Genomic DNA, 14,137 nt, shown 5'->3' on the forward strand with positions numbered 1-14,137 from the left:
GTTTCACTCCAACTAAATCGAAATAATTTGCAAATTCGCCGTGATGCTAATAACTTGGCATGAACTTTTTAGGAATTTATTATTATGCCTGGTTTCTTCGATACTTGGCTTCCTTATATCTACCTTTATGGTGTTGGCGGGCTCTGTTTTATAGCCGGAATGGTAATTATTAGGAAATCCAAAGGAATTGATATGAGATTAAAACGGCACCGCTTTTGGTGGAAAGTGATGTGGTTTGGTCTCTTTTATTTTATGGCTATTCACGCCTTTTTAATTATTGCCGCACTTTATTTATGAGAATAATTTATGGATAAAATTCAAGTAATGGGTACCCAGACCGACTGGGTTGTAATGGTGGTGTATTTAGTTGCTATTCTTTTATTTGGAAGTTATTTCGGCAAGTATAATCACAACACAAACGATTTCTTTTTTGGTGGCAGACGATTCGCATGGTGGTTGATTGCTTTTTCAATTGTGGCAACCGGCGTAAGCAGTCATAGTTTTGTTAAATATTCTGCCAAAGCATGGGAATATGGATTTTCCTCATCAATGGCTTATATGAATGACTGGTTTTTTGTCCCTTTCTTTTTATTCGGCTGGCTTCCAATTGTTGTTTATTCAAAAATCAGATCCGTACCCGAATATTTTGAAAGGAGATTCAGCCCTTCCGCCCGTTTTTTTGTAACGATTCTTCAGCTCCTTTACTTGGTTGGATATATCGGAATCGGTTTATTAACTATGGGAAAAGCTATCTATCCATTAATGCCTCACACACTTTCCATTTTTGGTTTTGAAATTGAAGTTACTTTAATGGGATTGATAATCGTAATCGCATTCATAACCGGCACCTATACAACTTTTGGCGGACAAATAGCTGTTTTATTTACAGATTTAGTTCAGGGAATGATGCTTTTATTTGCCGGACTTTTAGTATTTGTATTAGGTATTGATTATGTGGGCGGATGGCATATATTCTGGAACCTTCTTCCAGTTGATTGGAAATTACCTCTAGCTCATTTTAATAAACCATCCGATTTTAATTTTGTGGGTATTTTTTGGCAGGATGGAATTGCCGGCTCAATTGGATTTCTCTTCATGAACATGGGCTTGATAATGAGATTTATGTCGGCTAAAAGTGTTGATGAGGGAAGAAAAGCCGCAACTTTTAATATATTATTTATGCTTCCAATTTCGGCTATTGTTGTAAGCGGAGGCGGATGGATAGCAAAAGCAATGTCCGGGTTAAGTTCATCACCATTACCAGCAAATACAGAACCAGATTATATTTTTGTAGTTGTCTCAAGCATAATTACTGGTCCCGGTGTTTTTGGATTTGTAATAGCCGCTTTAACCGCGGCGCTTATGTCTACTATTAATACATTGTTGAATGCTTGCGCCGCAGTATATGTAAATGATGTTCACCGACCATTAAAGGGATGGCTCTCAAATAGAAAAAAAGAAACTAAAATTGATGAGAAAAAACTTCTCTTTATAGCCAGAGTAGCCACAGCATTCTTTACAGTACTTGGCGTGTTGGCGGTTATACCCTTTAATTCTTATCCAACAGTTTATGAAGCGCATGGATTTTTCCATTCAACATTAACACCTCCATTAGTCATTGCTATCTTCCTAGGAGTATTCTGGAAAAAATTTACACCGGCTGGTGTAATTGCAACCGTTCTGGGCGGTTCATCATTAATGATTTTGGGCGCTTATTATCCGGGAATTTTAATTTCTCCATTCGATCATGGGACCCCAATGGACCCGGTTCATCCATATACTTATATCGGTGCGCTTTATAATATTTTCGTATGTCTCTTTGTGGGCGTAACTGTTACTCTTTTGCAGAAACCCTTCTCAAAAATCTCAACCCGCATGAAGAAAATGCAAAACCATAAAGCTATGATAATCTCTACAATTGTATATACAGTTTTAGTTGTTGTTATGGTTATTGGAAATATTGCCCCATTGGTGGTTTCTCTTCCTCTTACATTAATAATGACATTTTTGATTGGCTTAATTTCCACATATTACATAAAGTATGATCCGGCTGCTCGAACTGAGGGTTTAACCGCATGGTCAATTCACAGAGCTAAAGAAATGTTTAAGGGTAGAAAACTCAATGAAAAAGAGGGTGAAACAATAAAAATTATTTGGCGAAAGAAAAGTGATGACTCAGATACAGCAAATTTCTCCAAGAAAGATATGGAGAAAATGGAAGCTGAACCTGGTGATTTAGTTTATCTTTGTGACGCAAGATGGTACTTAGGTGGATTGAAATCTATTCATACAGTTTATGGCGAACCTCACGAAGAGGATGGTGTTGTTTATCTGAATAAAGAACATTTGACGAATAGTCAATTTGTTGAGGGTAGATACCTTACTGCCGAAAAAGAAATGTAATCTTTAAATACCCGGAATTTTAATTATAAATTCCGGGTATTTTTTATGCTTTATTTCATTCAGTTCTGAATTACTTCTAAATTATGAACCAAATTTCTTATTTAATTTTTCTACAACTAATGGGGGAACAAATTCCGACACATTACCTTTAAACTGAGCTAAATTTCTAACAATAGTTGAGTTAAGGTACGTATATCTTGCATGTGGCATAAGTAAAATTGTAGTTATTTCACCGGCTAATTTCCTGTTCATTAACGCCATCTGAAATTCATATTCAAAATCACTTACAGCGCGTAAACCTCTTATTATTCCCACCGCTCCAAGATGTCTCGCATGATCAACTACTAAACCATCAAATGAATCGACCTCTACTCTTGAGAACTCTTTTAAGCTCTCATTGAGCATTTCAACTCTCTCCTCAACGGTAAATAATGGAGTTTTACCAGGATTACGGGCAACAGTAACAATCACTTTTTCAAACAATTCTACTGCTCTATTTACAATATCTATATGACCATTAGTTACCGGATCAAATGTTCCGGGATAGATTACAATTGCCATTTTATTCTCCCTTTAATAATTAAATATTGTCAACAATCCCAAATTTTCCAAATTATCATTTTGTGAAGATAAAAATCAGGCTATCTCCAATCCTTCTAAAAGGTTCAATCCCAAAGGCTTCAACATCTTCCTTCTGTGTTTGAATAGACCTCTCAACAATTATCATTCCCTCATCATTCAAAAAATCATTCTGTAAAATATTTTTTACAGCTTCATGAATATCATACTTAAAAAATGGGGGATCGGCAAAAATGATATCATATTTAATATGATTGGCTAATTTCGAGAATCGAATTGAATCCATTTTAAATATTGTGCATTCTTCCGCGGCATTAAGCGAGTTAATATTTTCTTGGAGCATTTTAGAAACATGATAATCTTTTTCAACAAAGTGAATTTGCGCGGCTCCTCTGCTTAACGCTTCCAATCCTAAAGAACCGGAACCGGCATAAATATCACAAACAACTAATCCTTCAAAATCCACTCTATTTATCAAAAAATTAAATAGGGATTCTTTCACCTTATCTGTAGTTGGCCTCACTAGGTTAGATTTAGGGAATTTGATTGTTCGCCCCTTATATATTCCAGCAATTATTCTCATTTATTAAATTATTCTTATAGCTATCCCCGCGGCAGCGGTAAATGAGTTGGATTTAACTTTATAAAATGTATTGTTGTATACCGCTTCATCAACTTTTAATCTTTCGAATGGATCAATCTTTTTAATAGGGATATTGAAGTGACTTCTCATTTTTGATTCAAATTCCTCGGTTAAATCCTGCCCATAAAAGAAGACACTGGAGAAATCTGCAATTGAAAGATTGAATGCCTCAATTTTAGAAATAGACGAAATCAAGGAATCAAAAATATTTTGAACGGGGGGTCTAATAACATCAAAATAGAATGGATGCACCCCTTCGAGAGCGGCGATCGAGGAATAATTTTGATCGATATAGATACTTAAGGATAACTCTCTCTCTTCATTTTTTTTATCGAGATATAAAAATGCATTAGATGCTAAATGTGCATTGTCGATGTATTTTAGAGTTAGATTATTGTAGAGACAAAATTTATTTATTACAGATACAATAGTTTTATCTATTGCGAATATTACAGCGCATTTTTCCTTACGTATTTCCGTCTTATCTACCTGGATATGTTGAATATAAAAATTATCAGGATCACAATCGGGGAATAGAATTGAAATTTCCCACCTAAAATGATCATATAAATCCTTTTTTACGAGGCTGTCATCATAAGGGACTTCAAAAATTTTAAAGAAATTATTAGGGATTGCAAAGGAAATATTTTTAGAGATAAGAGATTTTTTTTTGGAGATGCGTTTGAAAGATTCTTGAAGAATGCTGATCATCTTCGATTCTGACACAGAAGGATCTAGCTTCTCTGTGTGAAATGTTTGATCAACATTCTCCAAGTAAAAAGAATTTGTCTTATACGTTATCTCAACAATTTGCAGTTTGGTTTCAGCTAAATTTATACCAGCGTGATTATTGAACACAGCTGTTTAAACTCTATTCCCAGGATGCGGTGTTTTTAAGAGCATCGTTATCAACATCACCAATTGTTCCGTATCCATCAGGGCATGCGATATAATATCGTTTGCCGGTGGTTTTAACGGTTTCTATTTTTAGAATTTTACCTCTTCTGTCAATAATTGTATCTGCCTGTTCAGAAGAATCTACCTGCAATAAGTAGGACTTATGCGATTTGGGTGAGAAATAGAGTGAATCTGGGACAAATGAACCGACCAAAAGATTACGGAAAGGATTAGTAGATCTACCGGTAAGAGTATCAACACCGGTTTTAATTTTTTCGATGCTTGGATCTGTCTTAGCGAATGTTATTAAACTATCGAGGTTATCGGTATATTTCCCAAATTTAAGCTGCCATAGTTTTTGAACTTCGCGGATATTTTCCATTCTCAAACGAGATTCTTGCTTGTAAGTTTTTTCCTGCTCTATCACTTCACTAGGGTCTATGTACGCAACTTTAATTAAGACCACAACTAAAATGGCGATTATAACATATAATATAGAATGGATGTACCAAGCTTCGCCTTTGTTCTTCATTTATTCCTCCAGTGTTAAAATTTCATTTAGATCGTAATAAGATTTTTAATCTTATCAAATTTTGCTTTTCCGATCCCTTTAATATTTAGGAGCTCTTCAATCTTATTAAATTTGCCCTTTTTTATCCGGTAATTAAAAATAGAAAGAGCTGTTTTTTCACCAATCCCGGGTAAATGAACCAATTCTTCAATTGAGGCATCGTTAATATTAATTGGAACATCAATTTTATTTATTGACCCGGTTTTTTGCTTATTTTCGTGCTGTCTAAAATCCAAAAGTTCATGCTTAGAATCAATACTTTTTTCAACAAAAAAAAAGGTACTATCAGCATCACCTTCCAAATTCATTGATCTTTCAAATAAGCTCTCCTCTTTTGAATAATCAAATTCTAGCTTGCTAAAATTTCCAGGCCTATTTTTGAAATGCTTAACTGCTATGCCAATCAATAAAAGTACAATTAAAACTAAAACAGTTTTTGCCTCTAAATCAGTAAATCCAATTTTTTTCAATAATTTAAAATTTGTTTTCATGCAGCCCCCCTTTTACATTAAACAAGAAACAAGTGCTAAAAATTACTTTTCAACTTTAATATTATTTTGCTTCTGTAATTCTTTTAAAAGTTCTTTCTCTTTTGAGTTAACATTTTTAGGAACATGAATATTTATTTTAACAAGTTGATCTCCTGCACCATGGCTGTTAAGGTGTTGAATTCCTTTTTCCCTCATTTTTAGGAATTTGCCCGATTGAGTGCCCTGTTCAATTTTGAGTTTGGCTTTTCCATTTAAAGTAGGAACTTCGACTTCGGTGCCCAAAACAGCTTCTGGAAAACTTATAAACAGATCATAAATAATGTCATCATTTTCACGCCTAAAATAATCGTGAGGCAATTCTTCAAAGAGTACAATTATATCTCCAGCCGGACCGCCATGTTTACCCGCATTACCTTCACCACGAAGCGTCATATAATTTCCATCCATTACGCCAGCGGGTACATTAATTTTGATAGTTGATTCATCATTTTTTCTACCGTCGCCAGAACAATCGGAACAAGGGTCCGAAATAATTTTGCCTGTCCCGCTACAATTATTACAAGGAGCAATATTAACAAATTGACCAAAGATAGATTTTGAGACCTGTCGCAATTCACCAGTTCCGTTACATACCGAACAAGTTTTAAATGCTGAAGCGCTTTTTGCGCCGCTTCCATTACAAGTTGAGCATTTATTATATTTTTTAATTTTTACTTTTTTGGTTGTACCCGATGCGATCTCTTCCAATGTTAATTTAATTGTAATTTTTAAATCGTTGCCTGGTGTACCTGTAGCGCGTTGTCTCGATCTTTTAGATGATGTTGAGCCGCCGAAAAAATCATCAAAAATTGATGAGCCGCCGAATGCTCCTCCAAAAATATCAGAGAAATGGCTAAAGATATCATTAACATCATTAAAACCGTGGAAATCCTGGCCGCCGCGCAAACCGCTGTGCCCATATTTATCATATTTTGATCTTTTTTCATCATTACTCAATACTTCATACGCTTCAGCCGCTTCTTTAAATTTATCTTCCGCGGCTTTATCACCTGGATTTCTATCAGGATGAAATTGCATTGCTAATTTTCGGTACGACTTTTTTATTTCATCTTGGGATGCTGTTTTGGATACCCCTAAAATTTCATAATAATCCCGTTTACTCATCTTCAACCTTCCTTATTGTTTCGCTCGAATAATGACGCTTGCTGCATTTTATATATTCGATTTATTATATTTTATTATCAACTCTGAAAAAATTAATCGCCGCTTACAATTACCTTAGCATGACGAATTACTTTATCTTTATAAATATATCCTTGCTCAATGACATCCAGGACAGTATGCGGCTCTGCACCTTCAACATTTTGCTGCATCAACGCTTCATGAAGAGCTACGTCGAATTTTGTTCCTTTGGCTTCAATTCTTTTTACACCTTGGTTTTCTAGAGCTTTGCCAAATTTTTCAAACAACAACAATATTCCTTTTTTAGTCTGCTCAAAATTATTTTCATCATCAACATGCGCAACAGTTCTTTCCAAATCATCATAAATTGGAAGCATGTTTTTGATAAAAGATTCAGCCGCGTATTTTAAAAGATTGAGTTGATCGTTTTCAGTTCTTCTCTTGTAGTTTTCGAACTCTGCTACTTTCCGCAGCAATGTATCTTTTAACTCAAAATTAAGTTTTTCTAGTTCTTCAATTTTTGCTGCAGTTTCGTTTGAGGCTGATTTATCATTTGGTTCCTCAATCACATCTTCGTTAGCTAAATCATCAATTCCCTCTATAGGAATTTTAGTGTCTTTATTTTCTGATTTTTCTTTATCATTTAATTCTTCGTTCATATTGCTTCCTGCTTGTTCCATTAATTTATATTTGCTTTGTTAATTCTTTATTTAATTGTTCGGCGATATATACCAGCGCGGCAACCACACGGGAATAATCCATACGTTTGGGTCCCATAATTCCTAATATTCCAGTTAAATCTCCAATCTTATATTCTTTTTGAACAAGACTATACTCATTCAACTTTTCCTCATTGTGTTCATTCCCAATAGTAATAGTAAGATCATTCTTTTTTTTATCGTCAAGGATGTGAATAATAATATCTTTGTTTTCAACCAATTCAATAATGCTCTCGAATTGACTAATATGCTCAAACTCGGGTTGACTTAATAAGTTTTTAGTCCCCGAAATTATTGCGTCATTCTGAGTTTGATCGGTAAAAATTTTATCAACCGAATCGAGAAATACTCTAACAATTGGACGTGATGCTTCATGATTAAAATCTTTTATTCTTTCCCCAAAAGTATTTCTAATTTCAACAAACCTGAGACCGCTCAATTTTTCATTTAAGAACTGCTGTACCGAGAGAATTAATTGTTCACTAACTTCCGCGTCAATCTCAAGTGTTATAGTCCTAACCGGTCCCGATTTTACGCTTACAATTACTAAAATACGAGATGAGGAGAGTTGTACAATTTGTATTTTTTCTAAAATAGCCTGTTCAAATTTTGGATAAGTAACTAACGCAATTTGGTTTGTTAAATTACTTAATATGGCTGATGTAAGTTTTAACAGATCTTCGGTATCGGAGGAGATCCCTTTTTCAATATTATTATCAATTAGCTGTTTTGTTTTTTCATCGATCTTAGGAGGATCCATTAAAGAATCAACATAGAAACGGTACCCTTTATCAGTTGGAATTCTTCCGGCTGAAGTGTGAGGATGGTTGAGGAGTCCCATATCTTCTAGATCGGACATAATATTGCGGATGGATGCCGGCGATAATCCAATATCAAACTTCTTGGAAATATTACGGGAACCTACCGGATTTGCGGTAAGAATGAATTGATGAATCACAAACCGCAGTATTGCTTTCTCACGATCTTTTAATTGATACTCTATCATTACATCATTTTTTAAAATTTTGAACCCAAAGGTATTAAAATCCCACAAAAATTTCATTTTTGAATTAAAACAAGATGTTGAACATAAAAATTTATCTGCAGGTTTCTTAACCAACATACGATGAGAACCGATAAAAAGCTTATTTATTTTTATATTTGCACTCAATATTTGAATTAGGAGTAAATTTGGACAATACTTACAAATCTGCCGGCGTTGATATTCAAGCGGGAGACGAAACAGTTGAGAGAATTAAAGTTCATGCGAAATCTACTTTTAATAATAATGTCCTTTCAGGAATTGGACACTTTGGGGCTTTCTACCAAATTGACTTAAAAAAGTGGAAAAATCCTGTTCTGGTTTCCAGCGTTGATGGTGTTGGTACAAAATTGAAAATAGCCTTTAAACTCGATAAACATGATACCGTTGGTCAATGTTTGGTAAACCACTGCATTAATGATATTGCTGTATGCGGAGCCGAACCTCAATACTTTATGGATTATCTGGCGTTTGGAAAATTAATACCCGAAAAGGCAGAACAGATTATTAAAGGATTTTCGATAGCCTGCCGAGAAAATGGCGTTGCTCTTATTGGGGGAGAAACTGCCGAGATGCCCGGCTTATATACGGAAGATGAATATGATATTTCCGGGACTATAGTGGGTATTGTTGAACGAGATAAGATAATTGATGGAAAAAATGTTCAACGGGGAGATGTGCTTATTGGATTTCCTTCAACAGGATTGCATACAAATGGATATTCACTGGCAAGAAAAGTTTTACTTGAAAAATTTAGCGTTAATGATAAACCGGAAGGATTTGATAAATCGATTGGTGAGGAATTATTAAGCATTCACAAATCTTATTTTCATATCATCTCATTGTTGAAAGAAAAGTTAGAAGTGCGAGCATTTTCACATATTACCGGCGGCGGAATAATCGGGAATACAAAACGCGTTGTGCCAAAAGATTTATCTATTAATATTGACTGGAAAGCATGGGATACATTACCAATTTTTGATTTAATTCAGAAGACAGGAAATATTTCTGATGAGGAGATGAGAAAAGCTTTCAATCTTGGTATTGGATTAATCGCGGTAATCTCCCCAACGGATGTAGAAAAAGCTATTTCGATTTGTAATACAATAAATGAGAAAGCAATTGTCATTGGGGAGATTATTTAGACTGAATTCATCGTATTCTTTAGTTAATATAAAGTTGATAATTTAAAACAATAGCCGAAAGTAAAAATGTTTATAGATACTCATGCCCATCTTTTTTACCCAAATTTTAATGGTGAGATTGATAATATATTGAAGAACGCTAGAGATGCGGGAGTTGATTACATAATAGTTCCCGGCACCGATTTAGCTTCATCAGTTCAAGCAATAGAACTTTCAAAAAAATATGAAATGGTATATGCGTCTGTTGGTATTCATCCACACGATACAAAAGAGTGGAATGACTCCTTAATAGATAAGATTGAACAACTCGCTAAAAATGAAAAAGTAGTTGCCATTGGTGAAATTGGATTAGATTACTATTATGATTTTTCTCCAAAGGAAATTCAAATAAAAGCATTCGAAGCTCAGATAGAACTTGCCCTTAAATTAAAACTCCCCGTAATAATTCATAATAGAGAAGCTGATACCGATGTTATGAGTATTATTAGAAAATATAAAGACAGCGGACTGCGGGCTCAATTTCACTGTTTTGCGGGGACTGTTGAGGATGCGCGTGAACTTGTAGAGATGAGACATTATATTTCTTTTACTGGAAATATCACTTATAAAAAGGCAGATACTCTAAGAAAAATAGTTAGTCGCATTGCCCCGGAAAATCTTTTACTTGAAACTGATTCCCCATTCATGACACCAATCCCGCATCGGGGCGAAAGAAATGAACCTTCTTATATAAAATTAGTTGCCGATCAAATTGCGGCAATTCATAATTTAACTACTGAAGATATTGCGAGAACTACATCGTACAACGCATATAAACTTTTTGGGATTGGGATGAAACCGGATTTAAGCTTTACTTACAAAATTGGAAATTCACTTTACATTAATGTTACAAACCGATGCAATGCCGATTGTATTTTCTGCGATAGAAAAGGGGAAGCCGTTATTAATGGATATAGTTTAAAGATGACCAAAGCTCAAGAGCCCAATGTAGAAGTTTATATAAATGAAATGGGAGATCCCAAACAATATAAAGAAGTTGTGTTTTGCGGATATGGCGAACCAACCATAAGATGGGATGTGGTAAAACAAGTTGCCAAATTTGTGAAAGATAATGGCGGCCGCACCAGAATGAATACCGATGGACATGGCAATTTTATTAATAAAAAAGATATTACCCCAGAGCTTAGTGGATTGATAGATACAGTCTCCATCTCACTAAATTCAACCGATCCCGAACAATATGGGAAATTAATGAGAGTAGATCCCTCGCTACATAAAGAGATGATCGACTTTGCCCGTAAAGCCAAAAACTATACACATGTTGTGCTGTCAATTGTTGGATTAAATGAGATTGATACCGGAGCGGCAAAAAAGTTTGTGACTGAGGAAGTCGGGGTAGATTTCCGTGAACGTGAGTATTTTTAAGAGAACAGAGTGAAAAAACTAATCACCTTCATTTCATTATTTTGTTGCATTTTTGGTTTCGCTGAGATCTCAGCACAAAATAATCAACTTCAAAAATCAATTGATGCAGTATTACAAAATAAATTTTTTAATCGCGCTCAAATCTCAATAAACGCTATTGATCTTTTGACTGGAGAGGAAATTTATTCTTTCAATAGTCAAAAATTATTCAGACCGGCGAGTGTGCAAAAATTATTTACTACTGCTGCCGCAATAAAATTTTTAGGCACCGAAAGAAAATTTAAAACCGCGGTATACACAGATGGAACTCTGCAGAATAAAACACTTACCGGAAACCTTTTTATCAAAGGGGGTTTCGATCCCGATTTTAATACAAATAATCTTGATACACTAATTGCCCAGCTATTTTCATCAGGTATAACTAGAATTACTGGCAATATCTACGCAGATGTTTCAATGATGGACTCACTCTTCTGGGGTGAAGGGTGGATGTGGGATGATGATCCATACTCATTTGCCGCTTACTTTTCTCCACTCTCTATTAACGACAATTCAATAAAAATTATTGTTGAACCAATTAAGGTAGGAAAAAAACCTTTAGTGCGAACCGATCCTGAAACTGAAATTCTTGAGATACAAAACTCAGCAACTGTTAATAGAGGTTACAAAAATAGATTATCTGTTTCCCGTAAATGGCTAAACAGATCCAACAAAATTACTATTAGAGGTTCTATTGGGGTTCGAGCAAAAAATTATTCCACTACAGTTAATATTTTTAATCCAACTTTATACTTCTTAGAATTATTTAAAGAAAGATGCATATCCGCAGGCATCACAATTAGCGGCAAGTTGGATACTCTCAAAACACCAGTTAACGTATGGGAGTTGGCTAACCATGAGTGCAAGATTGATAAAATAATAAACAATGTTAATAAGACTAGCGATAATCTTAGTGCGGAATTACTGCTCCGCTCAATACCCTATCATAAAACGGGAGACAAATCTGGAGCGGTAGACGGGAAAAAATACGTTGAAAGATTAATCAGTTTCCTTGATGAAAATCCAGAGAGCTACTCAATTGTGGATGGTTCCGGTCTTTCTTATTACAATTTAACTTCAACCGCTTTAACAGGAAAATTGCTTCAACATATGTACTATTCATCGCCGGAGTCTTATTCCCTATTTTATAATTCACTATCTGTTTCTGGAATTGATGGTACATTGAGAAATAGATTGAACAGCAGCGAGCTAAGGGGAAAAGTAAGAGGCAAAACTGGATCGTTACGGGGGACTACAACATTGAGCGGATATTTACAAACTGAAACAGACAAGAATATAGCGTTTTCGATTTTTATTCAGAATTTTACCGGTAACCAGAGCAAGCCTAAAAATCTAATTGACGAGATAGTCCGCTTAATTTATAAACATTATTAATAGAAAAACGAAAATGAAAACATTCAGAGAAATAAAAATCATAATTGATCCATCAAAAATTGAAATGGTAAGCGGATTGTTATGGCAAGCAGATATTTCCGGAATTGTTGAAAATGATAATGGTGTTTCTGTTTTTATTGAAGAAGCTAAGAGTGTGTCTATAGAGGAGATCAAAAACATATTAGACCGTGCTGTTAATGAAGATATTATCAATTCATACTCATTAGATGAAAAAAGTTTTGAGGATAAAAATTGGAATGAGGAATATGAGAAGAAGGTTAGAGTTATAGAAGTAACTGATAAGTTGGTAATAAAACCTTCATTTAAAGAGTATTCACCAAGACCGGGACAAGTGATTATTGAAATAGATCCCAAGATGTCTTTTGGAACCGGTGAACATGCAACAACTCGATTAATATTAAAACTACTTGAAAAAAATGTAATACCGAATAGCAGGGTACTAGACGTAGGAACGGGAACCGGTGTACTCGCGATTGCTTCAGTTTTACTGGGCGCCTCAACAGCTTTGGCAATTGATAATGATGAATGGTGCAAATTAAATGGTGATGAAAATGTAGCTGCCAATAACCTACAAGATAAGGTGGAAGTTCGTCTTGCTGAAATTGGTAGTATTGAAGAAACTGAATTTGATCTGATATTGGCAAATATCAATCGGCATATACTTTTAGAGATCGCTGATTTAATTAAGGAAAAAATAAAAAAGACCGGAGTATTAATTCTTTCCGGTCTTTTAATTTCAGATGTAGATGATATTTTAGATTGCTACCTTCCCAAAAACTTCCAATTACTTGAAAAAATGGAAGAAGATGAGTGGTGTGCTTTAGTATTCACAATTAGAAGCTAAATTTTTCAAGAATGCGTTTTAATTCTTTCATTTCACCATCATTTAAAACGCTGAGTGCAGTTGCCATATTATCTGCATAAGATGGCATAATACTGTTAATTTTAGCTCTGCCTTCATCTGTTAAATCTGCAAGAATCACTCTTCTATCCTCTTTTGAGTGAATTCTTCTTACAAAACCTTCTTTTTCAAGATTATCTACCACACATGTGATGTTTGCTCCGGTAACCATCATTTCATCACTAATTTTTTTTAGTGGTATTGGACCGTTTTTAAGAAGGATTTCGAGTACACCAAATTGAGGTGTGGTAAGTTTTTCCTGGAACATCTGCTTCGACTGAAGTCTTTTAACTTTGTCGTAAGCTTTAGATAATTTATCCCATAGTTCCAGTACCTGTTGTTTCTTTTCTGTGCTCATAAGTGCCCCTTATGTTTATTGCGTTTCTGTTGAATCCCTCAAAACCCTCCTAATTTGGAGTATTGCATACTCGCTAAATGAAAAATAAACCTTTTTTAGTCCAAAAAAAAGAGCTTTAATTATATTAACTCTTTGAATATACTCCTTTTGAAACTTTTCTGATATGATTTATATTTCATTATGATATACAAAACAAATTGTTAACAACTAAAGTTTCACTTTTAAATATTTTGAACACTTATATAAGTAAAATTCTCTCACATACTTTTTTTAGCCGCTCGATCGAAATATCCAATTCCGACTTCAATACCTTATTGAAAGTTTTT

General features: G+C 34.6%; 15 protein-coding genes. 6 read left to right on the top strand and 9 right to left on the bottom strand.

Going from position 1 to position 14,137, the window contains the following annotated elements; translation table 11 throughout:
• Window positions 1-84: 84 nt before the first annotated feature.
• Both KF816_14385 and KF816_14390 read left to right on the top strand, forming a co-directional pair.
• The gene (locus tag KF816_14385; GenBank protein ID MBX3009204.1) at window positions 85-297 is read left to right on the top strand and encodes a hypothetical protein; all 213 of its coding nucleotides are present in this window, start codon (window positions 85-87) and stop codon (window positions 295-297) included.
• Window positions 298-315: 18 nt separating this feature from the next.
• Entirely contained in the window at window positions 316-2,403 is a 2,088-nt protein-coding gene (locus tag KF816_14390; protein MBX3009205.1) for a sodium:solute symporter family protein, read from the top strand.
• 81 nt (window positions 2,404-2,484) lie between these two features.
• Here KF816_14390 and coaD read toward each other — a convergent pair whose 3' ends face one another.
• The 8 genes from coaD to hrcA form a co-directional block, all read right to left on the bottom strand.
• A complete protein-coding gene (coaD, locus tag KF816_14395; GenBank protein ID MBX3009206.1) occupies window positions 2,485-2,964 on the bottom strand; it encodes a pantetheine-phosphate adenylyltransferase in 480 nt (159 codons plus the stop codon).
• Between the two features lie 55 nt (window positions 2,965-3,019).
• Window positions 3,020-3,565, bottom strand: a complete 546-nt coding sequence (gene rsmD / locus KF816_14400; GenBank protein ID MBX3009207.1) for a 16S rRNA (guanine(966)-N(2))-methyltransferase RsmD — start codon at window positions 3,563-3,565, stop codon at window positions 3,020-3,022.
• A 3-nt stretch (window positions 3,566-3,568) separates the two neighbouring features.
• Window positions 3,569-4,483 (bottom strand): hypothetical protein, encoded by a 915-nt coding sequence (locus KF816_14405; GenBank protein MBX3009208.1) that lies wholly within the window; start codon window positions 4,481-4,483, stop codon window positions 3,569-3,571.
• A 13-nt stretch (window positions 4,484-4,496) separates the two neighbouring features.
• Window positions 4,497-5,054 (bottom strand): hypothetical protein, encoded by a 558-nt coding sequence (locus KF816_14410; GenBank protein ID MBX3009209.1) that lies wholly within the window; start codon window positions 5,052-5,054, stop codon window positions 4,497-4,499.
• 26 nt (window positions 5,055-5,080) lie between these two features.
• Complete coding sequence (locus KF816_14415) at window positions 5,081-5,584, bottom strand: helix-hairpin-helix domain-containing protein (protein ID MBX3009210.1); 504 nt, start codon at window positions 5,582-5,584, stop codon at window positions 5,081-5,083.
• Between the two features lie 42 nt (window positions 5,585-5,626).
• Complete coding sequence (gene dnaJ / locus KF816_14420; GenBank protein ID MBX3009211.1) at window positions 5,627-6,748, bottom strand: molecular chaperone DnaJ; 1,122 nt, start codon at window positions 6,746-6,748, stop codon at window positions 5,627-5,629.
• 92 nt (window positions 6,749-6,840) lie between these two features.
• Window positions 6,841-7,425 carry a nucleotide exchange factor GrpE gene (locus KF816_14425; GenBank protein MBX3009212.1) on the bottom strand — a complete coding sequence of 195 codons (585 nt, stop codon included), beginning with the start codon at window positions 7,423-7,425 and terminating at the stop codon, window positions 6,841-6,843.
• 25 nt (window positions 7,426-7,450) lie between these two features.
• Window positions 7,451-8,548, bottom strand: a complete 1,098-nt coding sequence (gene hrcA / locus KF816_14430; protein MBX3009213.1) for a heat-inducible transcription repressor HrcA — start codon at window positions 8,546-8,548, stop codon at window positions 7,451-7,453.
• Between the two features lie 128 nt (window positions 8,549-8,676).
• Between hrcA and purM the strand changes: the two genes are divergently transcribed.
• The 4 genes from purM to prmA all read left to right on the top strand — a co-directional run bounded on the left by purM (window position 8,677) and on the right by prmA (window position 13,396).
• Window positions 8,677-9,672: a phosphoribosylformylglycinamidine cyclo-ligase gene (gene purM / locus KF816_14435; GenBank protein MBX3009214.1), complete on the top strand. Its 996-nt coding sequence runs from the start codon at window positions 8,677-8,679 to the stop codon at window positions 9,670-9,672.
• 66 nt (window positions 9,673-9,738) lie between these two features.
• Complete coding sequence (locus KF816_14440; GenBank protein MBX3009215.1) at window positions 9,739-11,097, top strand: YchF/TatD family DNA exonuclease; 1,359 nt, start codon at window positions 9,739-9,741, stop codon at window positions 11,095-11,097.
• 9 nt (window positions 11,098-11,106) lie between these two features.
• A complete protein-coding gene (gene dacB / locus KF816_14445; GenBank protein ID MBX3009216.1) occupies window positions 11,107-12,531 on the top strand; it encodes a D-alanyl-D-alanine carboxypeptidase/D-alanyl-D-alanine-endopeptidase in 1,425 nt (474 codons plus the stop codon).
• Between the two features lie 13 nt (window positions 12,532-12,544).
• Complete coding sequence (gene prmA / locus KF816_14450; GenBank protein MBX3009217.1) at window positions 12,545-13,396, top strand: 50S ribosomal protein L11 methyltransferase; 852 nt, start codon at window positions 12,545-12,547, stop codon at window positions 13,394-13,396.
• Here prmA and KF816_14455 read toward each other — a convergent pair.
• Window positions 13,386-13,811: a MarR family transcriptional regulator gene (locus KF816_14455; GenBank protein MBX3009218.1), complete on the bottom strand. Its 426-nt coding sequence runs from the start codon at window positions 13,809-13,811 to the stop codon at window positions 13,386-13,388. The two genes, prmA and KF816_14455, sit on opposite strands and share 11 nt — an antisense overlap.
• Between the last annotated feature and the right edge of the window lie 326 nt (window positions 13,812-14,137).

The organism is Melioribacteraceae bacterium, from assembly GCA_019638015.1.
Lineage (GTDB): Bacteria > Bacteroidota > Ignavibacteria > Ignavibacteriales > Melioribacteraceae > JAHBUP01.